The organism is Leucobacter sp. NPDC077196, from assembly GCF_040687075.1.
GTDB lineage: Bacteria > Actinomycetota > Actinomycetes > Actinomycetales > Microbacteriaceae > Leucobacter.
Map to the genome: position 1 here is coordinate 150,801 of NZ_JBFBML010000006.1, position 24,605 is coordinate 175,405.

Annotated in this window: 22 protein-coding genes, 2 tRNA genes and 1 pseudogene; 10 read left to right on the plus strand and 15 right to left on the minus strand. The window is 66.4% G+C overall.

Annotation, left to right across the window (positions count from 1 at the left end; genetic code table 11):
* Positions 1-58: 58 nt before the first annotated feature.
* Complete coding sequence (locus AB0O71_RS08415) at positions 59-1,012, minus strand: endonuclease/exonuclease/phosphatase family protein (RefSeq protein WP_363744187.1); 954 nt, start codon at positions 1,010-1,012, stop codon at positions 59-61.
* A 351-nt stretch (positions 1,013-1,363) separates the two neighbouring features.
* On the opposite strand from AB0O71_RS08415, the gene mgtE reads away from it, so the two are divergent.
* Positions 1,364-2,722: a magnesium transporter gene (mgtE, locus tag AB0O71_RS08420; protein WP_363744189.1), complete on the plus strand. Its 1,359-nt coding sequence runs from the start codon at positions 1,364-1,366 to the stop codon at positions 2,720-2,722.
* A 107-nt stretch (positions 2,723-2,829) separates the two neighbouring features.
* Here mgtE and AB0O71_RS08425 read toward each other — a convergent pair whose 3' ends face one another.
* From AB0O71_RS08425 to AB0O71_RS08480, 12 genes are all read right to left on the minus strand, one after another.
* Positions 2,830-5,832 (minus strand): aminotransferase, encoded by a 3,003-nt coding sequence (locus AB0O71_RS08425; protein WP_363744191.1) that lies wholly within the window; start codon positions 5,830-5,832, stop codon positions 2,830-2,832.
* Positions 5,833-5,978: 146 nt separating this feature from the next.
* Positions 5,979-6,578 carry a non-canonical purine NTP pyrophosphatase gene (locus AB0O71_RS08430; RefSeq protein ID WP_363744193.1) on the minus strand — a complete coding sequence of 200 codons (600 nt, stop codon included), beginning with the start codon at positions 6,576-6,578 and terminating at the stop codon, positions 5,979-5,981.
* Positions 6,575-7,321, minus strand: a complete 747-nt coding sequence (rph, locus tag AB0O71_RS08435; protein ID WP_090148360.1) for a ribonuclease PH — start codon at positions 7,319-7,321, stop codon at positions 6,575-6,577. The genes AB0O71_RS08430 and rph overlap by 4 nt, the downstream gene beginning before the upstream one ends.
* Positions 7,322-7,376: 55 nt before the next feature.
* Positions 7,377-8,216 (minus strand): glutamate racemase, encoded by an 840-nt coding sequence (gene murI, locus AB0O71_RS08440; protein ID WP_363744196.1) that lies wholly within the window; start codon positions 8,214-8,216, stop codon positions 7,377-7,379.
* Positions 8,213-8,896: a ribonuclease HII gene (locus AB0O71_RS08445; protein WP_363744198.1), complete on the minus strand. Its 684-nt coding sequence runs from the start codon at positions 8,894-8,896 to the stop codon at positions 8,213-8,215. The genes murI and AB0O71_RS08445 overlap by 4 nt, the downstream gene beginning before the upstream one ends.
* Positions 8,897-8,899: 3 nt before the next feature.
* On the minus strand, positions 8,900-9,619 hold the full coding sequence (lepB, locus tag AB0O71_RS08450; RefSeq protein ID WP_363744200.1) for a signal peptidase I: 720 nt from the start codon (positions 9,617-9,619) through the stop codon (positions 8,900-8,902).
* A 150-nt stretch (positions 9,620-9,769) separates the two neighbouring features.
* Positions 9,770-10,117 (minus strand): 50S ribosomal protein L19, encoded by a 348-nt coding sequence (gene rplS, locus AB0O71_RS08455; RefSeq protein WP_363744202.1) that lies wholly within the window; start codon positions 10,115-10,117, stop codon positions 9,770-9,772.
* Between the two features lie 126 nt (positions 10,118-10,243).
* The gene (locus AB0O71_RS08460) at positions 10,244-10,849 is read right to left on the minus strand and encodes a dihydrofolate reductase family protein (RefSeq protein ID WP_363744204.1); all 606 of its coding nucleotides are present in this window, start codon (positions 10,847-10,849) and stop codon (positions 10,244-10,246) included.
* Positions 10,850-11,127: 278 nt separating this feature from the next.
* Entirely contained in the window at positions 11,128-12,132 is a 1,005-nt protein-coding gene (locus AB0O71_RS08465) for a DNA-formamidopyrimidine glycosylase family protein (protein WP_363744206.1), read from the minus strand.
* Positions 12,132-12,623: a ribose-5-phosphate isomerase gene (locus AB0O71_RS08470; RefSeq protein WP_363744208.1), complete on the minus strand. Its 492-nt coding sequence runs from the start codon at positions 12,621-12,623 to the stop codon at positions 12,132-12,134. The genes AB0O71_RS08465 and AB0O71_RS08470 overlap by 1 nt, the downstream gene beginning before the upstream one ends.
* 26 nt (positions 12,624-12,649) lie before the next feature.
* On the minus strand, positions 12,650-13,270 hold the full coding sequence (locus AB0O71_RS08475; protein ID WP_363744211.1) for a DsbA family protein: 621 nt from the start codon (positions 13,268-13,270) through the stop codon (positions 12,650-12,652).
* 17 nt (positions 13,271-13,287) lie between these two features.
* Positions 13,288-14,244 carry an aldo/keto reductase gene (locus AB0O71_RS08480; RefSeq protein ID WP_363744213.1) on the minus strand — a complete coding sequence of 319 codons (957 nt, stop codon included), beginning with the start codon at positions 14,242-14,244 and terminating at the stop codon, positions 13,288-13,290.
* A 141-nt stretch (positions 14,245-14,385) separates the two neighbouring features.
* Between AB0O71_RS08480 and pepN the strand changes: the two genes are divergently transcribed.
* From pepN to AB0O71_RS08515, 7 genes are all read left to right on the plus strand, one after another.
* Complete coding sequence (gene pepN, locus AB0O71_RS08485; protein WP_363744215.1) at positions 14,386-16,971, plus strand: aminopeptidase N; 2,586 nt, start codon at positions 14,386-14,388, stop codon at positions 16,969-16,971.
* Positions 16,972-17,886, plus strand: coding sequence for a mechanosensitive ion channel family protein (locus AB0O71_RS08490; protein ID WP_363744217.1), 915 nt, complete (start codon positions 16,972-16,974; stop codon positions 17,884-17,886).
* On the plus strand, positions 17,883-18,323 hold the full coding sequence (locus AB0O71_RS08495; protein WP_363744219.1) for a globin: 441 nt from the start codon (positions 17,883-17,885) through the stop codon (positions 18,321-18,323). The genes AB0O71_RS08490 and AB0O71_RS08495 overlap by 4 nt, the downstream gene beginning before the upstream one ends.
* Before the next feature lie 24 nt (positions 18,324-18,347).
* Positions 18,348-18,926 carry an HhH-GPD-type base excision DNA repair protein gene (locus AB0O71_RS08500; RefSeq protein ID WP_363744221.1) on the plus strand — a complete coding sequence of 193 codons (579 nt, stop codon included), beginning with the start codon at positions 18,348-18,350 and terminating at the stop codon, positions 18,924-18,926.
* A 52-nt stretch (positions 18,927-18,978) separates the two neighbouring features.
* On the plus strand, positions 18,979-19,911 hold the full coding sequence (locus AB0O71_RS08505) for a GGDEF domain-containing protein (RefSeq protein ID WP_363744223.1): 933 nt from the start codon (positions 18,979-18,981) through the stop codon (positions 19,909-19,911).
* Positions 19,912-20,024: 113 nt separating this feature from the next.
* Positions 20,025-20,097 (plus strand) — tRNA-Arg (locus AB0O71_RS08510).
* 47 nt (positions 20,098-20,144) lie between these two features.
* The gene (locus AB0O71_RS08515; RefSeq protein WP_363744225.1) at positions 20,145-21,362 is read left to right on the plus strand and encodes an MFS transporter; all 1,218 of its coding nucleotides are present in this window, start codon (positions 20,145-20,147) and stop codon (positions 21,360-21,362) included.
* A 60-nt stretch (positions 21,363-21,422) separates the two neighbouring features.
* Here the strand turns inward: AB0O71_RS08515 and def are convergent, their stop codons facing one another.
* Positions 21,423-21,986 carry a peptide deformylase gene (gene def, locus AB0O71_RS08520; RefSeq protein ID WP_363744227.1) on the minus strand — a complete coding sequence of 188 codons (564 nt, stop codon included), beginning with the start codon at positions 21,984-21,986 and terminating at the stop codon, positions 21,423-21,425.
* Between the two features lie 131 nt (positions 21,987-22,117).
* Here def and orn point away from each other — a divergent pair, with 131 nt between their 5' ends.
* A complete protein-coding gene (orn, locus tag AB0O71_RS08525; protein ID WP_363744229.1) occupies positions 22,118-22,795 on the plus strand; it encodes an oligoribonuclease in 678 nt (225 codons plus the stop codon).
* Between the two features lie 136 nt (positions 22,796-22,931).
* A tRNA-His gene (locus tag AB0O71_RS08530) sits at positions 22,932-23,007 on the plus strand.
* A gap of 574 nt (positions 23,008-23,581) precedes the next feature.
* Here the strand turns inward: AB0O71_RS08530 and AB0O71_RS08535 are convergent.
* A pseudogene (locus AB0O71_RS08535) lies at positions 23,582-24,508 on the minus strand (recombinase family protein); the annotation flags it as partial.
* Positions 24,509-24,605 lie beyond the last annotated feature (97 nt).

The following is a 24,605-nucleotide window of genomic DNA, read 5'->3' on the forward strand; positions in this document are numbered from 1 at the left end:
CGTGTCGGAAACGCGTCTGGGCAATGAACGGCGATATTCACGCAGCTACCCAAGACAGCTACGACAGCGAGAACTCCGCGGATATGCCCAGATGATCGCTGGCGCCCGGTCGTTCGGTTTCGACAGAGGTGGCCGTGAGTCCCCTGACAAACACGTGGTCGAGCCGCACCACCGGAAATTTTGCGGGCCAGGTGAACCCGAAACCGCCAGCAGACTGCCGCGGTTCGACGAGCAGATCGATCAACGGTGCAAGCGCACGATCATCGCTGCCCGCGTTGAAATCGCCGAGGGCGAGAATACGCGGACTGTCATCGGAGCGGATCAGATCGGTCAGTTCAGTCAGCATGCGGTCACGCGGCCCGTGGTCGCCGATACGAACGGATGCCGCATGCACCACGTAGACCTCCACCTCTCCTCCCGGAGCCGCGACTGTGGCGCGCAGCGCTCGATTCCATCCGAGCCCGAGGTCGAGCGGCTCGTCGGCGGTGATGGGGTGGATGCTCCAGAGAGATACCGACCCCACGCGCGAGACATACGGGTAGTGGGGGCCGAGCACAGCGTCGATGGCGTCGCGCGATGCGCCATCGATCTCCTGAAACGCGATGAGATCCGGGGCGGCCGCGAGTGCGGCGTGCGCCGCCGCTTCGGGATCGCCCTCCGAGCCGTGCAGGTTCTGACTGATCACGCTCAGTCGCGTCATCGCCGATGCCTCGGCCGCCGCCGCACGGGGCACTGTGAGCGGCAACGCACGCGGCACGAAGGCGACGGACCACGCGATCACGGCTGCAAGAGCGACGAGCGTTCCCAGCCAGCGTCTGCGTGCTAGTGCCGAGATCAGTACCAATGCGATCGGGATACCCACCCACGGGAGTATCGCCTCGATAACGAGAGCGAGCCCGAACGGGTCGGGAAACCTGTCGGGTACGCTCACGAGCGCAGCCAGAAGCAGGGCGATAATCGCAAGAAGGATCCCAGCGCGTCTGCGGTCGCGACGTCGTTCGGCGCTCGCCATCGCGTCTCCCTCCATGAAAGATCTGATCGTACCCGTCTGATTCAGGCGCTTCCTGAGTTCGCGCGGTACCGCGCACTCGCGGCGGAATGCGCCCGCACGGTTGCTGATCCTCGCTCGCTGCTGTTAAGGTTCCTCCGGGTCAGACCGGCCCCTGACCGAAGCGAGGTGAGCCCGATGTCCAGTGACAGTTGCAGTCATCAGCCGGGTCTCGCGCACGCTCCGACGCGTTCCCTCTAGCGATCGTTCTCGTCGCCCGCCGCGCCCGCCCGGCTCCGCACGTTCCATACGTTTCAGGGCGCTCCCGTGCGCCCGTCGAGCGGCGCCAGCGGCGCCCCTGCGAGGAGACCCGTCATGACCACTCAGCAGATTCCGATCATCGAAGCCTCGTTCGACGGCATCCTGCAGCATCTCGCTGCAGGCGATCTTCCCGCGCTCACCCGCGATCTCGCCCCCTTCTCCGCTACGGAGCTCGTGCCGCTCTTCGAGCGACTCGATCTGCGGCAGCGCGCCGTGCTCTTCAGGCTGCTCTCCAAGCAGCGCGCCATGGAGCTGTTCGAAGCGCTTCCCCCGTCGTTGCAGGGTGATCTGCTCGCCGGGTTGCAGAACACCGAGGTGAGTCGGCTCTTCACCGAGCTCGACCCCGACGATCGGCTCTGGCTGCTCGACGAGGTGCCGTCGGTGCTCGCGACCCAGATGCTGCGCGGCTTGCCCGAGCAGGATCGCCTGCAGACCGCCGAGCTGCTCGGGTATCCGCAGGGCAGCGTGGGTCGGCGCATGACACCCGAGTACGTGTCGACTCGCGCTTCGCTGACCGTCGCTGAAACACTCGAACGTGTTCGCGCCCACCTCGCGGACGCCGAGACGGTGTATACGATTCCGGTGCTCGACGGCACGCGGGTCGTGGTCGGCATCATCAGCCTGCGCGAGCTGCTGGCCGCGAGCCCCGACGACTTCGTCGCCGACTTGATGCAGTCGGCGCACACGGCCGTCGCGACCGAGTCGGATGAGTTCGCCGCACGTCGATGCGCGGATCTTTCCCTGCTGGCGCTGCCGATCGTCGACAGCGAGGAGCGGCTGGTCGGCATGCTGACGATCGACGACGCGATCCGAATCATTGAGCACGTCGAGAACGAGGACGCAGCGCGTCAGGGCGGCTCCGAGCCGCTGCGCCGCCCGTACCTGTCCACGCCGGTGCGCACGCTCGTGCGCTCTCGCGTGGTGTGGCTGCTCGTCCTGGCCGTCGGCGCCACACTCACCGTTCAGGTGCTCGAGATCTTCGAGGCGACGATCGAACAGGTCACCGTGCTCGCGCTCTTCGTGCCACTCCTCATCGGAACCGGAGGCAACACGGGCAACCAGGCCGCGACCACCGTCACACGCGCTCTTGCGCTGGGAGACGTGCGCCCGCGCGACATCCTCCGCGTGCTCGCGCGCGAGTTCCGCACGGGGGCGCTGCTGGGCCTGCTGCTGGGCTCACTCGGGTTCGGAATCGCCTGGGTGTTCTACTCCGTTCAGATCGGTATGGTGATCGGCCTCACCCTGCTCGCCGTCTGCACGGTCGCCGCGGTGGTGGGCGGGTGCATGCCGCTGCTCGCCCGGACGGTGCGCGTCGACCCGGCCGTCTTCTCGAACCCGTTCATCTCGACGTTCGTCGATGCGACAGGCCTTCTGGTCTACTTCGGGATCGCCTCCGCCGTACTGGGCCTGTAGCCGTTGTCTGGGGCCGCAGGAACGCCGAGCCTCCGCTCGCGCGCCGAGCCCCTGCCCGCGCGCCGAGCCCCTACCCGCGGGCAGGGGCTCGACGAGACGTTGCGCCGCTACCAGCCTTCGGTGAGCACCCGGTCGAGGGCTGCGAGCACGGCGTCGGCGCTCTCCTCGGAGAGGCAGAGCGGCGGCTTCACCTTCAGCACGTTCGAACGCTCGGAGGTCGTGAGGACGATCACGCCGAGTTCTCTGAGCCGCTCGCAGATCGCGGCGGCCTCAGCCGTGGCGGGCTCGAGCGTTTCGCGATCGCGCACGAGTTCCACGCCGAGATACAACCCCTCACCGTGGATCGGCCCGACGATCTCGTGGCGTTCTGCGAGTGCGCGGAAGCCGTCGGCGAGTCGCCCGCCGATCCGGAGCGCGTTCTGCTGCAAGTCCTCCTGCTCCATCGCGTCGAGTACCGCGATGCCCACTCGGCAGCTCAGCGGATTGCCGCCCGCTGACGAGAAGAACTGGCCCTGCGTGGCAAGAGCGTCAGCGATCCGCTTCGTCGTGATCACCCCGCCGATCGGAAATCCGTTGCCCATCGGCTTCGCGATCGTGATGATATCGGGCAGCACACCCGACTGCTCGAAACCCCAGAAGCTCGACCCCATCCGCCCGAACCCGACCTGCACCTCATCAGCGATGCAGAGGCCGCCCGCAGCGCGCACACGAGCGTAGGCGTCGGCGAGGTACCCATCGGGCAGCAGCACCCCACCGGCGTTGCCCAGCACCGATTCGCAGATGAAGGCGGCCACGTCGCGCCCCTCGTCCGCGAGTCGCTGCAGGTCGGCGCCGAGATCGGCCGCGTACTTCGCACCGGTGCCCGCACCTCGGTAGGTTCCTCGAAAGCGGTTCGGGACGTCCGCGACGTGCACCCAGTCCGGTCGATTCTCGAGCGCGTGCGGGTTGTCGTACGCGCTCGTGGTCACCGCATCGGATGCCATGGTCCACCCGTGATAGGCCTCTCGCAACGCCACGATGGTGTTTCGCCCGGTCGCCGCCTGCGCCAGGCGCAATGCGAGATCGACTGCTTCCGAGCCGCTGTTCACGAGCAGCACCGTGTCGAGAGCCGAGCCTTCGGGCAGGAGTGCGAGCAGACGCTCGCTGTACTCCGCGAGCTCCCGGTAGAGGAAGCGCGAGTTCGTGTTGAGTCGCCGGATCTGCCGATTGACCGCGTCGGCGACGCCCGGATGCCCGTGCCCCAGCCCTGTCACGTTGTTGACCATGTCGATGTACGACCGACCGGTCGTGTCGACGAGGTGATGGCGCCAACCGCGCTCGATCTGCATCGGGCGTTCGTAGTACCGCTCCTGTGCGCTCGCGAAGATCTCCGAGCGGCGAGCGAGCTCGTCCGCGGATGCGTCGTGCTGGGCGAGCGATGGGAGGCCGAGCAGCCTCGCGGGATCCTGAGTGAAACGGCGCCACGCCGGAACCCGCTCGGGAGTGACGAGCGGAGCGCATCCTGCTTCCGGCTCGTCGACCGCCAGAATCGGCGCGTCGGCACCGGTCAGCGCGTCGGCGCGGACCAGGGTCACCGAGATCACTCGCGCTCCGGTCGAGCCCTGAACACGGGCGACGGGAGCGCCTGCCGCGACGGGAGCGCCGGGCTCCACCACGGCATCGACTCCGTCGATCGCGAGGTGCCAGCCGCCGGCGAGTTCGAGCAGCACGCCTTGACTCGTCGCAACCGCGACGGACCCGGAGGTCGGCGCCGAGACCCCCAGGGAGTCGCCGGGCGCCAGGTGGATCTCCGTCGCGATGGGCCAGGTCTCGCTTGCTCGCTGCGCATCGACCCGGGTGCGGGTGAGACGGTACACGCCGTACGGGAAGACGGCGCTGCCATGACCCGATTCGAACGCTGCGCGTACGAGCCGCGCTTCAGCATCTGCGTCGAGCCAGGCGCCCGATGCGAGATCATCAGATTCGACGCCAGGATCGAGTACCGCCGCATCACCGCCGAGCTCTGGCAGTAGCGAGCGCAGCGGCGGTGTCGAGACGCGGGCCGGCGCAGCGACCAGCTGCAGACCGCTACCCGCGGCGACTCCCGCGAATCCGAGCGAGGCGAGCACGGACTCCGTCGCTTCGGCGAGCGGTACCGATGTGGCCGCGTCGAAGATCGCGCGTTCCCCGTCGACGCGCTCGCGTGCGTACGCGTTGTCGCCGTCGATCTCGAGCTGCCGCCAACCGCTCGCGACGAGCAGAGCGGCACGGAGTACGATCAACGGCCATACCGCTCGAGCCTCTGCGACGGCGAGCGGCGCCGCGCGGTGGAACGCGGTGACCGTCTCGAGCACCCGAAGGGGTCGATCCGCTTCGTGATGCAGCAGAGAGCTCGCCGTCACCGCGAGCTCGGCGACGCGCCACCCGTAGGAGAGGTCGCCGAGATCCAGCACAGTCGACGGGTAGACGCGAGTGTCGGCAGCGCGTTCACCCATCACATTGTCATCGGTCAGGTCGCCGTGGATCGCCTGGATCGGCAGCGCGTCGACGAGCGGCTCCAGCGCTTCGTCGGCTGAGGCGGCGGCGAGAACGACGCGATCCCGCAGTTCTTCATCGCTGATCGAGCCGGCGAGGCGCCCGATCTCGTCGAAGGCGACACGCATGTCCCACATGTGGTCGCGATCGAGGCCGGGGTGTTCGAGGCCTGCCAGCGCGTTGGCCGATGCGGCCGACAGCGCCCCGAACGCCTCGAGCACCGGAGAAGCGAAGTAGCCGAGATCGACCATCGGCTCCCCTGCCGCGAATTCGCTCCGGCGCACGGCGAATCCGCGCCAGTGCTGCGTGAGCTCGCCGTCGAGGCCGGGCAGCACCGCGGTCGCTGTCACGCCTGCGGCGCGGTAGGACTCCAGTGCGGCGTGTTGCGCATCCCGCGCGTCGTCCGCGAAGACGGGGTTGTCGATCCGCAGCACGCTGCGGGAGCCGTCGGCGGCCGTCAACGCGAAATTGCGATCCTGATTGCTTCCGAGCTCGGTAGCGGTCACCTCCAACCCGTAGCATTCGCGTGCAATCGTTCTGGCGTCGGCCTCGGTCACGTCCGGGCGCACCAATCCACTCGCTGAAGCGTTGCTCATCGCGTGGTCTCCATCTCTGATGTCGAAGTGATGTCACTCGTGTGTTGGGTGCCGCGTCGCGACCACCACTGCGGAGCAGCAGCGGCCGCGGTGCACTCGGGCTCGGGCCGTGGGGCCGCACAAGCCGACGTCGAAGGTATGCGGGATTACTCCGCGAGCGCGCGGATCGCCGGCGCGAGGGCGGTGAAGGCGCGCGCGCGATGGGACTGCGCGTCCTTCTCGGCACCGGTCAGCTCAGCCGCAGATCGGGACTCCCCATCCGGCTGGAAGATCGGGTCGTACCCGAACCCGTGCTCCCCGGTCGGCTGCCGCAGCACCCTGCCGGGCCACACGCCCAGTTCGCAGATGTCGCCGTCGCGCGAGTCGCCCGGCAGAGCGAGCGCGGCTGCGCAGACGAATCCGGCATCGCGGTGGTCGTCTGCGACATCGGTCAGCTGCCAGAGCAACAGCTCGACGTTCGCGCGGTCGTCGCGCGCCGGCCCGCCCCACCGCGCCGAGAAGATGCCGGGGCTGCCGCCGAGCACATCGACGGCGATGCCGGAGTCGTCGGCGATCGCTGGAAGCCCCGTGCGGGCCGCAGCTGCGCGAGCTTTGATGAACGCGTTCTGCTCGAAGCTCAGGCCGTTCTCCACCGGCTCTGGCCCGTCGTATCCGACGAGTTCGACGCCGGGGATCAGCGGGCCGAGAATGCGGCGGAGTTCTTCGAGCTTGTGCGCATTGTGCGAGGCGAGTACCACGGTGGTCATGGTCGGCGCGCCTCCGCCAGCGCTGCTCGCTGCAGCTCGGCCAGCTCGGTCGTGCTCACGAGCGCGAGGTCGAGCAGCGCGTCGAGTTCGGCACGGTTGAACGGAGCACCCTCGGCGGTGCCCTGCACCTCGACGAAGTCGCCGGAACCGGTCACGACGACGTTCATGTCGGTCTCGGCGCGCGAATCCTCGACGTAGGCGAGGTCGCTCAGCGGCACGCCGCCCACGATGCCGACCGAGATCGCAGCGACGCTGTCCGTGAGCGGCTTCGCCTTCTTCGCGATGAACCCTCGCTCACGAGCCCACTCCAGTGCGTCGACGAGCGCGACGTACGCGCCGGTGATCGAGGCGGTGCGCGTTCCGCCGTCGGCCTGCAGCACGTCGCAGTCGATGACGATGGTGTTCTCCCCCAGCGCTTTCGTATCGATGACGGCGCGGAGGCTGCGACCGATGAGACGCGAGATCTCGTGGGTGCGCCCGCCGACCTTGCCCTTGATCGACTCGCGCTGCATGCGCTCGTTCGTGGAGCGGGGCAGCATCGAGTACTCGGCGGTCACCCAACCGGTGCCCTTGCCGGTGAGCCAGCGGGGCACCCCCGGCGTGAACGAAGCGGTGCACAGCACCTTCGTGCTGCCGAACGAGATGAGCGCGCTGCCTTCGGCCTGGGCGCTCCAACCCCGTTCGATCGTGACGGGTCGGGTCTGCTGCGGCGTGCGCCCGTCGGCGCGGAGGGTCTCAGTCATTCAGGTCTCCAGAGGTTGCGGCGGATCAGGTCGGCGAACGCACAGCGAACGCGAGTCAGTTGGGCAGGCGGATCGCGCCGGTCTCCAGGCGATCGACGGCATCGATGCCGATCCCGAGCATCCGGCGAGCGAGCTCGACGAAGGCTGCCGTATCATCGCCGGTCGCCTCGTAGCGCAGTTCGGGTTCTGCCGAGCCGGGTGGGCGCAGCAGGTGCAGCTCGGTGAGCACCTGGAACACGGCATTGGCGGTCTCGATGTCACTCGACACGAGCGCGACGTCGGGCCCCACCACTTGACGGATCGCTCCGCGCAAGAACGGGTAGTGCGTGCATCCGAGCACCAGGGTGTCGATGCCCTGCGCGACGAGCGGAGCGAGATACTGCTGAGCGACCTCGTGCACCGCGGGACCGCTGGTCTCGCCCGCCTCGACGAGATCCACGAACCGCGGGCACGCCGCAGAGCTCAGCGCGATCTCGGGACGCATCGCGAACAGGTCGTCGTACGCACGGGACTGAATCGTGCCCTGGGTGCCGATCAGCCCGACGCGGCGGTTTCTCGTGATAGAGGCAGCGCTGCGCACCGTCGGGCCGATGACCTCGACCACGGGCACGTCGTAGCGCTCGCGGGCGTCTCGCAGCACCGCCGCCGACGCCGTGTTGCAGGCGATCACGAGCATCTTCACACCCTGCTCGACGAGCCCGTCGAGAATCTCAAGGGCGAACCGGCGCACTTCAGCGATCGGTCGCGGGCCGTAGGGCGTGCGGGCCGTGTCGCCGACATAGATCATCGACTCGCCGGGCAGCTGGTCGCGAATCGCGCGCGCCACCGTCAAACCGCCGACTCCGGAGTCGAACACCCCGATCGGGGCGGACGCGTCTGGCTGCTGCGAACTCACCCGCCCAGACTACCCGAGCCGACCGCCGCGAGCTTGATCCACGTGTGCCGATGCAACTCGGTAAGACCGCGGCTCGCAATGCCGTCGAAGTGCGCCTTCGCACCATATCCCTTGTTCGACGCCCAGGCGTACTCGGGGTGCGCCTCATCCGCTTCCCGCATCACAGCGTCGCGCGCGACCTTCGCCCGCACAGAAGCGGCGGCCACGCTCGCGCACTCGCGATCCGCCCCCACGCGCGTGCGCACATCAAGCGGAGCGCGCAGCACGGCCGAGAGCCAATCGTGCGCGCCGTCAAGCAGGATCACCGATCGCTCGACCGGCACACCCGTTGCACGGAGCTCGAGCAGCGCGCGTCGGGCAGCGTGACCGAGCATCGCCGTGATGCCCTGGGCATCGATCTCCTCTGCGCTCGCGTATCCGACGGCCCCGGCGCCCCACGCATGCACGAGCGGCGCCATCGCATCTCGTCGCTTCTCGCTCAACAGTTTCGAGTCGCGCAGCCCCTCGGGAAACGTGTTCGTGCCCGCGATGACCGCGTGCACGCCGACCGCGACCGGGCCCGCGATCGCTCCACGGCCGACCTCGTCGATGCCGATTACCATTTCGGCTCCGGCCGCGAAGCACGCCAGCTCGACATCGAGCGTCGGATCCTTGGAGAGTGTGGCGGCCGTGACCGGCACGATTCAGTTCTCCTTGGCTGCGTCGACGCCGGTGAAGGTGCCCTCGGGAGTGCCCAGCCACGTGAAGCGGTTCAGCGGCCAGTTCAGTACGAAGGCGCGACCGACGACTTCTTCCTCTGGCACGAAGCCCTTGCCCGGCTGATCCTGGTTGTAGCGGGAGTCCTTGCTCTGGTACCGGTTGTCGCCCATGACCCACAGCGAATCAGCGGGAACCGTCACGTCGAAATCGATCGCCGAGGCGCGGTTCTCCCCCGCCGGCTTCACAATGTACGGCTCGTCGATGGGAACGCCGTTCACCATCACGCGACCCTGTGCGTCGCAGCACTCGACGCGGTCGCCTCCAACACCGATCACGCGCTTCACCACGTACTCGTTGCTCGTATCGGCCGCGAGCCCGATCGACTGAAGCACCCGCTCGAAGCCGCGGGGCGGCTCCGTGCCGCGGGGGTACAGCCACCCGCCCGGATCCTTGAACACCACGATGTCTCCACGCTGCACGTCGATGAGGTTGGGAACCAGCTGGTTCACGAGAATGCGGTCGTCGATCTGCAGCGTGTTCTGCATCGATTCCGAAGGGATGAAGAAGCTGCGCACGAGAAACGTCTTCAGCAGGAACGAGGCGAGGAACGCGACCAGCAGAATGACGAGGAGATCCCGCAAAAAACCGAGGAGGCCGTTTCGACGCGTCTGCTGCTGAGAGGTCGGTGCCTCGGCTTCACTCATGTGTGGTCCCCTGTCGGTGGGAGCGATCGTGCGATGGATCCAGCGCTCCGGCCCCACCCGAGCGGTGAGACACTTCAGGCTCCCACCCTATTCCAGGGGGGAGCCTGAGAGCGTCACGGGCGCGTCGAGAACGGCCCGGAAAAACGCGACTTAACGGTCGCGCTTCTCCTTGATCTTCGCCTTCTTGCCGGTGAGGCCGCGCAGGTAGTAGAGCTTCGCACGGCGCACGTCGCCGCGGCTGACGATCTCGATCTTGTCGATCGCGGGCGAGTGCACCGGGAACTTGCGCTCCACACCCACCTGGAAGCTGATCTTGCGCACGGTAAAGGTCTCGCGAACACCTTCGCCGTGGCGGGAGATCACGACGCCCTGGAACACCTGAACACGCGAGCGATTGCCCTCGACGATGTTCACGTGCACCTTGACGGTGTCACCTGCGCGGAAATCGGGGATGTCGCTCTTGAGCGACGCGGCATCGACGAGGTCGAGCTTCTGCATGATTGTCTACTCTCTGCGCCCGCCGCAAGTCGGGAACGCGGATATCGAAAAGTACTGAAGTGTTCGGCTCACGGTCCGTGCGGACCCTCGCGGCAGTACCGCACCGTGGCACAAGGATCAATTATGTCACACTTCTGCCGCGCGCCGGGCGCTCGACAGCGACGAGCCCTCCCGATCCTCCAGGAGGGGCCCGGCAATGCGATGCCGCGCGACGATGAATGCTCCATTGCGCTCGACATCCATCAACTCGAGATCGAGGCGGCGCGGAAGCAGTGGGCGCCCCGCGCCGAGCACCACCGGCGCAATCGAGGTCACGATCTCATCGAGCTGCCCCAGATCGGCGAACTGACCGGCGAGATCTCCGCCGCCGACCACCCACAGGTCGTTCGCTCCCGCGGCCTCGCGCATCTCCTGTCCGAGCTCGGCGATGCTTCCCTGCCGGAAGCGGACGTCGGCTGGCTCTCCGTTCGTCGTACTCCGGGGGGACGGCAGGTTGCGATGCGTGAGCACGAAGGTGGGCAGCTCGTAGCTCCACACGCCCTGATCGTGCTCAAGCACCCACTCGTACGTCGTCGCTCCCATGACGATCGCTCCGATACCCGATATGAACGCCTCGTAATCGCCGGCACCGCCCGCCTCCTGCGGCTGGCGCATCAGCCAGTCGAGGGAGTCGTCGTCGTCTGCGATGTACCCGTCAAGGGTGGTGGCCGTGTAGAAGATTGTGCGAGTCATGCGGAGCTCCTTCGGTCGATGCGGTCGATGCGGTCGACCACTCCAGTCTGATCGGCACCACCGACAATCACCAGAACCCCGACGCACCCGACGGTTCACGTCGAACGCGACCGGCGATCAGGGGAAAATCTGCTCGAGCTCAGCACAAACTCTCAGGCGCGGCGCAAGTGGAGGTCAGGTCTGGCAGCCACACGCGCACCGCGCAGCGCGCTGCACCGGCACCGAGACGGCGCCGCGGGCTGCATGAACGGCCAGAAATGGCCGTTCACCTGACTGCGTCAGGTCTGGCAGCCCGGGCACCAGTAGAGCTTGCGAGCACCGAACTCCTCCAGGGCGATGTTCGTGCCGCAGCGCTTGCACGGAGTGCCCTCGAGCTTGTACACGGAGTGGCGCTCGTCGCGGTCGACGAGCGCTCGCTGATACTCCTCACCGGTCAGTCCGTCGATCGTCATCATCTGCCCGACCGTGATACCGATCTCGAGCAGATGCGCCCAATCGTCCCAGAGCGCCTCGAGCACGGTGCGGTCGATCGTGTTCGCCGGGGTGTGCGGGTTCAGCTCCGCCCGGAAGAGCATCTCGGCCCGATACACATTCCCGATGCCGGCGATCACCGACTGGTCCATGAGCACCAGACCGATGGGCGTCTTCTTGCGCAGTGCGCGCTCGACGAAGCGTTCGCGCTCCGTCGCCGTGTTGACGTTGGCGGGATCGGGCCCGAGCTTGTGCATGACGGCGTCGACCTCGGCCGGAGTAAGTACCTCGCAGGCGGTCGGGCCGCGCAGGTCGGCGCACACAAGGTCGTTCAGCAGCCGCACGCGCACCTGCCCGACGGGCTCAGGCGGAAACGCGATGGGTGCAGCGGTCTCTCGATCAGTCTCGGCCATGCGCACGCGCGTGCGGCGCGGGGCCCCGATCGACGTCACCGAATCCTCACCGTCGCGGTCGAGCGGCCGCGCGCGATCCGGGCGCGAGTACTCCCCCGTCTGGCCCAGCTTCGTGCGCCCCGGCGCCTGGCCGTGGATCTGAATCGATGGGTCGACGCGCACGTCGCCCGCGAAGTCCCATGCACCGTAGATGCCGAGATGCACACGCAGCCAGCGGTCCCCAGCGAACTCCAGGAACATCTGCTTGCCGACCGCACGAGCATCGACCATCTCGCGCCCGCTCAATTGCGCCGCCCCCTGAGCGAACCGACCCTGCGGGCTCGTCACCTCGGGAGCGGTACCGACGAAGTTCACCGCGAACTGACGAGCAATGCGATGAACGCTGTGCCCCTCAGGCATTAGAGGCTGTCGACGTGCTTGCCGCTGATGCCACCGGTGCGCTCGTACTCGCCGAGCTGCGCGATGCGGCGCACGTGGCGCTCCTCGCCGGTGAACGGTGTGTCAATGAAGAGCTCGATGAACCGGATCGCGTCGGCGACGTCATGCTGGCGGGCCCCGATGGAGATCACATTCGCATTGTTGTGCTCGCGCGCGAGCGTCGCCGTGGAGTCGTTCCACACCAGCGCGGCTCTAATGCCGTCGACCTTGTTCGCCGCCATCTGCTCGCCATTGCCGGAACCGCCGAAAACAACGCCGAGTGCTTCCACTCCGTCGCGCTCGTCACGCGCGACGCCGAGCGCCGCGTTGATGCAGAACGATGGGTAATCGTCGAGCGCATCGTACTCGGCTGGGCCATGGTCGATGACCTGATGGCCCTGCCCGCGCAGGTGATCTTGCAGCTGCTGGCTGAATTCGAGTCCGGCGTGGTCAGTGGCGACGTGAATACGCATGGACCCGATTCTATCGGAGCAGCGACTCAGAACTGCGGGTCGGCGGTACGCCCCCGCTTCAACTCGTAGAATCCCGGCACGCTCGCCGCCGCGACGATGCCGTCCCAGAGTCGAAGCGCCTGCTCTCCCTGAGGGGCCGGCGTCACCACGGGACCGAAGAACGCGACGCCGTCGACCGAGATCACGGGGACCCCCACATCCGGCCCAGCGATATGCAGCGCGTGCGCGGTGTTCTTGCGCAGATCGGCATCGTACTGATCGTCGTCTGCGGCAGCTGCGAGCTCGGCGTCGAGTCCGACTGCGGCGAGCGCGTCGGCGAGAATGCCGTCGAAGTCGTCGCGGCCTCCCGGGTGGATCGCCGTGCCGAATTCCGTGTAGAGGCGCCCGACAGTGCTCGGATCCTGCGCGCGAGCAACGGCCGCGGCTACGCGTCCGAGGCGATGGCCCTGGCGCATGCCCTCCTCGTGGTCGCCTGCGTCATTGCCCTCGTTGATGATCTTGAGGCTGACGGGATGCCAGGCGATATCGAACCCTCGCGCTTCCGCAACGTCAGAGACCCAGCGGCTGGTCATCCAGCACCACGGGCAGATCGGATCGAACCAGAACTCGACGACGGGCTGTGCGGATTCGGGGCGTTCGATGCTCATGCGGATCAGCCTACTCTTCAGGCCGCCGGCACCGGGAAGAGGGCTTCGATGCGTTCGCGCTGGGCGTCATCCGGGCGCCAGCGCTCACCGGCGATCGCATTCTGACGGACCTGGTCCGGGGTCGATGCTCCCGCGATGACGCTCGCGACCGGCGCATGATCGAGCAACCAGCCGAACGTCGCTTCGAGCATCGTGACTCCCCAGTCGGCGCAGTGCGCCCGGTACGCGTCGAGGGCATCCCAGTCGGCGTGCTCCGCGACGTGGGGGCGCTGCCGCATGATGCGCGAGTCCTCGGGGAAGCGATCGCGGGCGAACTTGCCCGTGAGCAGCCCGTTGGCCAGCGGGAAGTACGGGAGGAACCCGAGTCCGAGCTCCCGGGCGGCTGGTACTACTTCTCGGTCTGCCTCTCGCCGCACCAAGCTGAGCTCGTTCTGGGCCGACACGAAGGCCGTAACTCCCCCTGCTGCCGCTGCGCCCGCGGCCTCATGCATCTGCGCTGCGGAGAAGTTCGAGTGGCCGATGCTGCGCACCTTCCCCTCGCGCACGAGCTCGTCGAGCGCGGCGAGGGTTTCAGCGATGGGCGTCTCCGGATCCGGGACATGCATCTGGTAGAGGTCGATGCGGTCCGTCTGCAACCGCGTGAGCGACCCCTCGATCGAGGCTCTGATGAACTCTCGTGAACCTCGGCGTCCGCGGTACGGGGCCTGCGCATCGGGATGCCCGAACTTGGTGGCGAGCACGATCTCGTCGCGCCGCGCTCCGAGTGCGCGTCCCATCATCTCTTCGCTGCGCCCGAAGGCGTACCCGTAGAGGTCGGCGGTGTCGAAGAATGTGATGCCAGCGTCGATCGCCGCTCCGATGACGGCGTCGGTTCCGTGCTGGTCCTCGGTGAAGGCTCCCGGCCGGCCGAAATTGTTGCAGCCGAGCCCGACGGACGAGACGAGGAGATCTGAGGTGCCGAGTGCGCGTTCCATGACTCCACTGTAAGGCGACGGCGCGGGCGGCCATCAGCCCTCGCGCCCGCCTTCACACAGCACGTTCAGCGGTTTCATCACCTATGTCGAAGGTCGGGCCTAGGCTGGAGCCATACGTATTCCCCATCGTCAGGAGCATCAGTGCCAGGAACGAATCTCACCCGTGCAGAAGCCCAGGAGCGAGCCGCCGTCGTCGCGACGCAGCGCTACGAGGTGGCGCTCGATCTCACGGCTGGAGCCGAGCGCTTCGCGGCGGTCACGACCGTGCATTTCAGTGGCACGCCCGGTGCGGCGACCTTCATCGACCTCATCGCCGACTCAGTCGACAGCGTCGATCTGAATGGCGAAGCACTTGATCCAGAGGTGGTATTCGCCGACTCGCGCATCCAGCTCCCCCGGCTCGCGGAGCAGAACGTGCTGCGCATCGCATCGACGCAGCGCTACACGAACACGGGCGAGGGGCTGCACCGCTTCGTCGATCCGGCTGATGGCGAGGTCTACCTCTATTCGCAGTTCGAGGTGCCCGATTCGCGCCGCATGTTCCCGGTCTTCGAGCAGCCCGACCTGAAGGCGACGTTCTCGTTCACGATCACAGCTCCCGCGCGCTGGCAGATCGTGAGCAACCAGCCGACTCCCGCACCCGTCGGCGCCGGCACGAAGGCCGCTGCCCAGGGCGAGGACTGGCCGGAGCAGGAGATCGCGACCTGGTCGTTCGATCCCACCCCGGTGATGTCGAGCTACATCACCGCGCTCATCGCCGGCCCCTACCACGTGGTGCGCTCCGAGCTCACGAGTCGTGACGGCCGCACCATCCCTCTCGGCGTCTTCTGCCGGGAGTCGCTCGCGGTGCACCTCGACGCTGATTACATCTTCGAGAAGACCCGGGAGGGGTTCGAGTTCTTCGAGGAGCAGTTCGATTACGCCTACCCGTTCGACAAGTACGACCAGCTCTTTGTTCCCGAGTACAACATGGGCGCAATGGAGAACGTGGGCGCCGTGACGTTCACCGAGGCATACGTCTTCCGCAGCCAGGTGACCGATGCGACGCGCGAGCGCCGCGTCGTCACGATCCTCCACGAGCTCGCCCATATGTGGTTCGGGGACCTCGTGACGATGCGGTGGTGGAACGACCTGTGGCTCAACGAATCGTTCGCCGAGTACATGTCGACGCTCGGCGTCGCAGAGGCGACCGAATGGTCCGATTGCTGGACGACGTTCGCGGCCTCTGAGAAGTCGTGGGCATACCGGCAGGATCAGCTGCCATCGACCCACCCCATCGTCGCCCCCATTCGTGACCTCGAAGACGTGCTCGTGAACTTCGACGGCATCACGTACGCAAAGGGAGCCTCGGTGCTCAAGCAGCTCGTCGCGTGGGTGGGCCGTGAACCCTTCATGCAGGGCGTGCACGACTATTTCGTGAAGCACCACCACTCGAACACGGAGTTGCCCGACCTCCTCACCGAGCTCGAAGCCCGCAGCGGCCGAGACCTCGCTGGCTGGTCGAAGCTCTGGCTGGAGACCGCAGGCGTCAACACGCTCCGCCCCGTCTTCGAACTCGACGACGATGGCCGTTACGCGAGCTTCGCCGTTGCGCAGACGGCGCATGCCGATCATCCGACACTCCGACCGCACCGCATCGCACTCGGGCTCTATGCGCTCGACGGCGACGTGCTGCACCGCACGCAACGCATCGAGCTCGATGTCGACGGCGAGCTCACCCAGGTACCCGAACTGGTCGGCACGTCACAGCCAGCGCTGCTGCTGCTCAACGACGATGACCTGACGTACGCGAAGATCCGCCTCGACGACCGCTCGCTCGACACAGCGGCGCAGCACCTCGGCAAGGCTGAGGACTCCCTCACCCGCGCGCTTCTCTGGGGCACGCTGTGGGACGCCACGCGCGACGGCGAGTTCCCCGCCAGCCGCTTCATCGACATCGTGCTCGCCCACGTCGGCAGCGAAACCGGCTCCACGACCTTGCGTACCGTGCTTGGCCAGCTGACGCTTGCGTCGGCGAGCTACGTCTCACGCGATCGCCGCGATGCCATGCTCGAGAAGGCGGCGGAGGCTCTCTGGACCCTCGCTTCGAGCGCCGAGCCCGGATCAGACCGCCAGTTCCAGTTCGTGAAGTCGTTCGCGCAACTCGCCTCGAGTGACGCGCAACTCGATACCGTGCAGGCGGTGTTCGATGGTACTCGGCAGCTCGACGGGCTTGCCATCGACACCGACCTGGGCTGGGAGCTGCTCGTCGCGCTGGCGGCCGGCGGACGGGCGACGTCCGAGCAGATCGATGCCAGACTCGCCGAGGACCGCACGGCCAACGGTAATCAGTCCGCTGCGCACGCGCGGGCCGCTTTACCCGGCGCAGAGGATAAGGCGCGAGCGTGGGCTACGGTGTTCGACGAGTCCGATCAGCCGAACGCGATCGTGCGGGCGACCGCTGCCGGGTTTACCCGCGTGCACGACGTCGCACTGCTCGAGCCCTACGTCACGCGCTTCTTCGACGCGTTGCTGCCGGTGTGGGAGTCGCGCAGTTACGCAATTGCAGAAGAACTCGTCGAGGGCTTCTACCCCGCAGAGCTCGCGAACGAGCCGCTGGCGGTTTCGACGCGCGCTTGGCTCGACGACAACACCGACGCTCCGGCTGCCCTGCGACGGATGATCACCGAGCACCTGTCGGGTGTGGAACGCGCCCTGCGCGTTCAGGCAGCGGATCAGGAGGCCTGAGTGGACGGTGTCGACGACGTGGAGGAAGTGGTCGGGAACGCATTCCAGAGCTTCCTGACCACGTATCAGGTGCCGCTCGCGATCGCAGTGATCGTGACCGCGGCGCTGCTGCTGAACTGGTTGCTGCGGAAGCTGCTCATGCGCACCGTGACGCACGTGGTGCGCGGTGTGAAGAAGGCGCAGGACGTCGACACCACGTCCGAAATGCGGGCCGCCCCGTACGTCAGCGCGCGCGCCGTGCAGCGCACGCGCACGCTTGGCACGGTCGGGCGTGCCGTGATCACCTGGGTCATCGTCGTCATCGCGGTGATCCTGATCCTCGCGCAACTCAACGTCGATCTCGCGGCGCTGCTCACCTCCGCGGGCATCGTTGCAGCAGGGCTCGCCTTCGGCGCGCAGAACATCGTGAAAGATCTGCTGAATGGCATCTTCATGGTCTTCGAGGATCAGCTCGGCGTCGGCGACTTCGTGACGATCGGCGCGATCAGCGGAACCGTTGAAGACGTCGGCATTCGTGTGACTCAGGTGCGCGCGATCGACGGCACGCTCTGGTTCATCCGCAACGGGGAGATCTTGAACCTCGGCAACGCCTCTCAGGGCTGGGGCCAGGCGATCATCGACTTTACAGTCGATGCCCGACAAGACATGTCGCGCGTCTCAGACGTCGCACTCGACGCAGCGCGCGAATTGCTCCGATCAGAGAAGTACGCGCGCAAGGTGACCGGCTCACCCGAACTCCTCGGTCTGGAGAGCATCTTCGGCGACCGCGCGACGCTGCGGCTTATCGTAAAAACACGACCCGAAGCGCAGTGGGAGGTGCAGCGAGGCATTCGAGCCGAACTGCGCCGCAAGTTCGGCGAGCACGACATCACGCTCGCTGATCAGCTGCCGAAACAACCTGGAGGTGCTGAATGAACGACACGCCTCAACCCGGCCCCCGCCTCACCCTTCGTTCTGGGGAAACCGGCGATGCCGTTACCGAGACTCTGTGGTCGCAGGTCGGCGGAACGCCCACCTTCGAGCGCATCGCGACCGAGTTCTATCGCGGTGTGCGCGAAGACCCCGTGCTCGCACCGATGTACCCCGACGAGGACTGGGAGGGGGCGACCTGGCGTCTGCAGGCGTTCCTCGAGCAGTACTGGGGAGGCCCGACGACGTATTCCGAGCAGCGCGGCCACCCGCGACTGCGCATGCGGCACCAGCCATTCGCGGTCACACCCGATGCACGCGACCGCTGGCTTCGGCACATGCATGCAGCCCTCGACGCCGTGGAACTCGCGCCCATGCACGACGCCGCGTTCCGCGATTACGTGGAGCGCGCGGCGCTCGCCATGGTCAATCGGTTCGAATAGCCCCGGCGTCACTACACTGACATCATGAGTCTGCACCTCACCGACGATTCAGCGGCCGACGAGCTGTTGACGCACAATCCGCTCGCCCTGCTCATCGGCATGCTGCTCGATCAGCAGATCGCCATGGAGGTCGCCTTCGTCGGTCCGCTCAAGATTCAGGAGCGCTTCGGCCCAGTCGACGCCGCGGCAATCGCCGGCGCCGATCCCGAGCGCTTCCTCGCCGTGTTCAAGGAGACCCCGGCAGTGCACCGCTTCCCAGGTTCGATGGCGACGCGCGTGCAGACGCTGTGCCAGACCATTGTCGACGAATGGGACGGCGATGCCGCCGCCATCTGGACCAATGGGTCACCCGATGGGAAGACGGTGCTCAAACGACTCAAGTCGCTTCCGGGCTTCGGCGATCAGAAGGCCCGAATCTTCCTCGCCCTCATCGGCAAGCAGCTCGGATTCTCCGGCGAGGGCTGGGAAAGTGCCGCTGGCGCATACGGCGAGCCCGGCTCATTCAGAAGCGTCGCCGACATCACATCGCCCGAATCGCTGCAGCGGGTGCGAGAGACCAAGCGGGCGGCGAAGGCCGCCGCGAAAGCGGAGCGTGCCACATGAGCGCGCTCTCACGGTCCGTCCGCTGCGACTCCCCGATCGAGACGACGCGCCGATGACCGAGCCGCTCAACGGTGCGCTCAGTTTCACGCAGTCGGCGGAGCGCGTGGTGGCCTACTTGAACGAGCACACGCCGCTCACCGACTGGTCGGTCTCCCGAGTCACGAACGGCGAACAGATTCACGTTCACGTGCATCATGATCAGGTCATCTCGGTCGGCGACCGCGTCGACTGGCACGAGTCGTTCTGCAGCAGGATGTCGGCAGGCGCGGCGCATGTGGTGCCCGATTCGCGTCAGGATCCGCAGTACGCCGACCTGCGAGCCTCTCAACGCGTCGGATCCTACGCCGGGTACACGATTCGCGACGACGACGGCGCCCTGTTCGGAGTGCTCTGCGGCGTGCGCGAGACGCCGCTCACCGAGGGCGAAACGGTAGACGAAGAACTCATCCGACTCCTGAGCGAACTGCTCGCCTCGCAGCTGGAACTCTCTCGCGGCATCGACCGGGAACGACGCAGGATCGCTATCGCCGACGCCCTCGCCCACACCGACGCCCTGACCGGGCTCCTGAATCGCCGAGGCTGGAATCGTGTACTCGCGGATGCCCAGGAACGTGTCGATGCGTTCGGCGACCCGGTCTCCGTCGCGATCATCGACCTCAACGGGCTGAAGGGCGTCAACGATACCCAGGGGCATGTGGCGGGCGATCGATTGCTCACGCAAGCCGCCGAGGCGCTCAACGCGGCGACGACCCAGGTGCACCGCGTCGCCCGCATCGGCGGTGACGAGTTTGCGATCCTCGCCAACGGGGTCACCACTCGAGAGGCGGCCTCCCACTTCGCCCGTTTCAACGCCGAGCTCGAGAACGCGGGCGTGTCCGCCGCAATGGGTGTGGCCGCCGCCGTTCCTGGTCTGGCAACGCTCGCCGATGCGGTCGCGCTCGCAGATCGCGCGATGTATGAGCGAAAACCCGAAGCGCACCGCTGAGCCGACCGCGAGCGCACTGAACTCGGTGTACGCTCGCCGACCGCGAGCGCACTGAACTCGGTGTACGCTCGCCGACTGCGAGCGCACTGAACTCGGTGTACGCTCGTAGAGTTGCCTCCGTAGCTCAGTGGATAGAGCAACGGCCTTCTAATCCGTTGGTCGCAGGTTCGAATCCTGCCGGAGGCACTGGGAGTTCCGCGATCGCTGCGGCGAGACCGAAGGGACGTGACCGCGTGCGCACCCGAAAGCAGGCGAAGCTTCCCTTCGAAGTCTGGGCCCTGGTCGCGGGCGGCTTCACCGTCGCACTCGGATACGGTGTCGTCGCCCCCGCCATCCCCCAGTTCGCGCTCGAATTCGATGTCTCGAATTTCGCCGCCTCGGCCATCGTCAGCGCGTTCGCACTCATGCGCCTCGTCTCGGCGCCGATGGCCGGCTGGGTGGTGGGCCGGCTCGGCGAACGGCGCACCTATATCATCGGGATCCTCATCGTCGCGGTGTCGACGGGGGCCGCTGCGCTCGCGGCGAACTACACGCAGTTCGTGGTGCTGCGCGGGATCGGGGGCATCGGATCCGCCATGTTCACCGTCGCCGCGACCGCTCTGCTCATCAAGGTCAGTCCTCCTTCAGCCCGTGGACGCGTCGCGAGCGTCAACGCCGCCGGCTTCCTGCTCGGCGGTCTCCTCGGCCCCGTACTCGGGGGCGCCGTCGCGATATTCGGGCTTCGCGCGCCATTCGTCTTCTACTTCTTCACCCTCATCGCCGCGGCGACCGTCGTCGCCATCGCGCTCAGGCGATCGGCGCTCGCCGACCGCGCCCCGCGCGGATCCATAGACGGGGACGAGTCCATGACGCTGCGCGCCGCGCTGCGCGTGCCGCAGTACCGCACGCTGCTGCTGTCGGTGTTCGCGTTCGGGTGGTCTTCGTTCGGGGTGCGGGTCTCCGTCATTCCACTCCTCGTCGCCGCGACGTTCCACGGCGACGCGACGATGGCCGCCTGGGTGCTCGCCGCCTACGCCGCCGGCAATGCAGTGCTCATCTTCCCGTCTGGCAGGTGGAACGACTCGATTGGTCGCAAGCCGTTGCTCATCACGGGTTCGGTGATTCTCGCTTTCACATATGCGGCGTTCCCATTCGCCCCGGAGCTCTGGATCGCGCTGGTCGTGATGTTCGCCGCCGGCGCGGGCTCGGCGCTCGTGAATCCGGGCCAGCAGGCCGTGCTCGCCGACATTCTCGCGCAACGGCGCGGCGGGTCCGTCGTGGCGGCGTACTCGATGACCAGCGATCTCGGCGGGGTGCTGGGCCCGCTCATCGCAGGCGCCATCGTCGACCTCGCGGGATTCGGCTGGGCGTTCGGAGCGACGGCCGCGCTGATCGCGGTAGCTGCGCTCGCGTGGTCGATCACGCCGGCGACGCGGCAGCCAAATGCGCCGAAGGCGGTTCCTGAGCCGTAAGGTCGCGTCGCTTACGATCGTCGCGTCGAACTCCTCAGGGAGTCGGAGCGTGCCCGATCCTCAGCCTTCCAGGTCGTCCACGCCGGGGAGCCAGCTCAACCCGGGCTTCCCCCATCCATTCTTGCGCTGTGCCTTCTGCGCGCCGCGATGCTCGGGGTGCACGAGACGATCGACGTAGAGCAATCCGTTGAGGTGGTCGAATTCATGCTGCAGAATGCGCGCGAACCACCCGCTCGCCGATACCTCGAACGGCTTTCCGTCGACATCCTGCGCACGCAGCAGTGCCCGAGGGGATCTGCGCAGTGCAAACCGCTCCCCCGGGAAAGACAGGCAGCCCTCGACTTCGTCCTCGCCGGGCAGTCCGGGCTCTGGCGGCGTGATCCACAACTCTGGATTGATCGCAGCACCGCGTTCCGGGCCCTCATCCTGGTCGTCGTACATCCACACGAACACGCTCAGACCGACGCCCACCTGCGGCGCGGCGAGCCCGACGCCGGGAGCTGCGACCGTCGTCTCGAAGAGATCATCCACGAGCGTGCGTAGTTCGTCATCGAACGCTGAGACAGGGGCGGCAGGGCGATGCAATACGGGTTCACCGGAGATCACGATGGGAAGAACAGCCATAGCTTCCAGCTTAGAGTGTCCACCACTCGCGCCCTGCCAAGGGGCGCACCGGGATGGTCCGGATCCTCGCCAGTAGACTGAATCGATTGCGGGCGCGCGCCCGCACCACGACACTGCACCGAGGAGCCACCGTGCCGAATACGCCAGCTGACCAGATCGTCTGGATCGACTGCGAAATGACCGGACTCGATGTCGACCAAGACGGGCTGTGCGAAATCGCCGTCATCGTCACGGATTTCGAACTCACCCCGCTCGATCCCGGTTTCGAGATCGTCATCAATCCGGGCGTCGAAGCGCTCGAGCACATGAACGACTTCGTCCGCTCCATGCACGAGAAGTCAGGGCTGCTCCCGCGTATCGCCGAAGGTGCGACGCTCGAGGATGCCGAGCAGCAGGTCATCGCATACCTGCAGCGTTTCATCACGTCGGGGCGCCGGCCCCTCGTCGCGGGGAACACGATTGGCATGGACCGCCGGTTCATCGCGAAGTACCTCCCCACGCTCGAGGAGCGCCTGCACTACCGCAGCATCGACGTGTCGACGATCAAGGAGCTCAGCCGACGCTGGTACCCGGCCGCGTACTTCGGCGCGCCCGAGAAGCGGGGCGGGCACCGCGCGCTCGCCGATATCGCAGAATCGATTCAGGAGCTCGCCTACTTCCGCGACGCCGTCATGGTGCCCGGGCCGGGACCCGATAAAGCGGCCGCTGCCACGCACGCGCAGGGCGCGACGGAACGATTCGCTTCGCTCGTGAGCGGCGAAGCTCCGGCGAACGGTGGCAACGCTGGATCCGGCGACACGTCTGCCTAGGGCGCATCGCCCACGCCCCCTCCCCAGCACCATGTGCGCGACTCGCGCGTCGGCCGCGCCGGTTTGGCATTGGCGCCCGCGAGTGCGTTATGATGATCTGGTTGCCTGACGCGCTAGCGCGAGTCCGGTCAGCATGGTGGCTATAGCTCAGTCGGTAGAGCACCGGCTTGTGGTGCCGGTGGTCGCGGGTTCAAGTCCCGTTAGCCACCCCAAATGGGAGAGGTTCAAACCCTCGACAAGAGTCTCCACTCTTTGTCCGGGTTGAACCTCTCCCTTCTTTTTCGCTTCAGCCGCCCAGTTCAACGCGTTCATCTGCTCCTCGGTGTCGCAGAGTGAACCGAAGGGCCGCTCGTACTCGACCCGTACATCTCCTTCTTCCTCGATGAAGATCCGGTGAAAGAACGCCTGATTGCACAGTCGTCGGTTTGCGTCATCAGCACGCTCATACACGCTGACGATGTTGGCGAGCAGCCCGAGCGAGTCATCGAGGTTTGCTCTCGCTGACGCATATTCATCGTGGTGCGCTTCGATTCGGTGCTGAATGTCTCCGATCTGATCCGCGATGCGATCCTGCTCCTGCTTCAACAGGTCGATCGGAACCGCACCCGCATAGTGGGCCTTTAAGAGCTTCATCCGTTCGTCATCGAGCCGGTCCCGCTCGCTTGTGAGTCGCGAGAGTTCTTTCGTCTCGTTCGCCATGAGTAGGTCGAAGTCTGCGTGGATCTTTCCAGCGAGGTCTTGCCGCATCCCGGGTGACACTTCGATCATCTCGTAGTACTTCTCTATGAGCCGCTCGGCATCTTCGATAAGCATCGCTTGCCTTGTGCACTCGGTCTTTCCAGAGTGCCTACCCGAGCACACGAAGTACGGGTAGACGTTGCCGTGCCGGTTCTTCGCGTTCGTGATGATCAGCCGCTCGCCGCACTGACCGCAGTAGACGGTGCCCTTCAGGTAGTGGTCATGCACCTGCGTGGCATCCGCTGCGGATTTGTGTGCGTCGAGCACGGCCTGTACCTGATACCAGACTTCTTTGGGCACAATCGCTTCATGGCTGCCCTTGTAGGTGGCTCCTTTGAACGTCACATCGCCCTTGTAGTACGGGTTCGACAGCAACCGGTGCAAGGTTGAGATCGCGATCGGTTTCGAGGGGCGCTTCGGAGTTGGCAGTGTGGTGAGGCCGCGGGCGATGAGTTCGCGATGGATTTGAGAGAGCGTCCAACGGCCTGAGGCATATACCTGGAACGCCCAGGTGATGTGGCGGGCTCGTTCTTCGTCGACTTTCACGGTGCGGCTCTCGCGGCCGCGTTCATCACGCACGCCAATGTTGACGTACCCGATCGGCGCACGATTGATAGTGCCGCCCTGCGCTGCCTTTTGTGTGAGTCCCTTCACCGTCTCGGTGGCGAGGTTTCGTGAATAAAACTCTGCGATCGATGACATGATGCCGTGCAGCAGCATGCCTGACGGGGTCTCGTCAATGTTCTCACTGGCGGAGACGAGCATGACCCCCGCGTCACGCAGTGCGAGATGGATGGCGACGTCGTCGGCCCGGTTACGTGCAAGCCGATCCACTTTGTGCACGATGCAGTAGTTGACCTGGTGTTCGGCCACATACTTGATCATTCGCATCAGCTCGGGCCGGTCTGCCTTGCGGGCAGACTCGCCAGCATCAACGAACTCTTCGATGGGGTCTGATGCACGTTTAGGTGACATTCTGACCTGACCTACAGTTTGGTTTCCACTCGGGGTAGCTAGTCGATGGCCTCCATGAAAGGCTCACCAACATGCCACGCCCGTATCCACCAGAGTT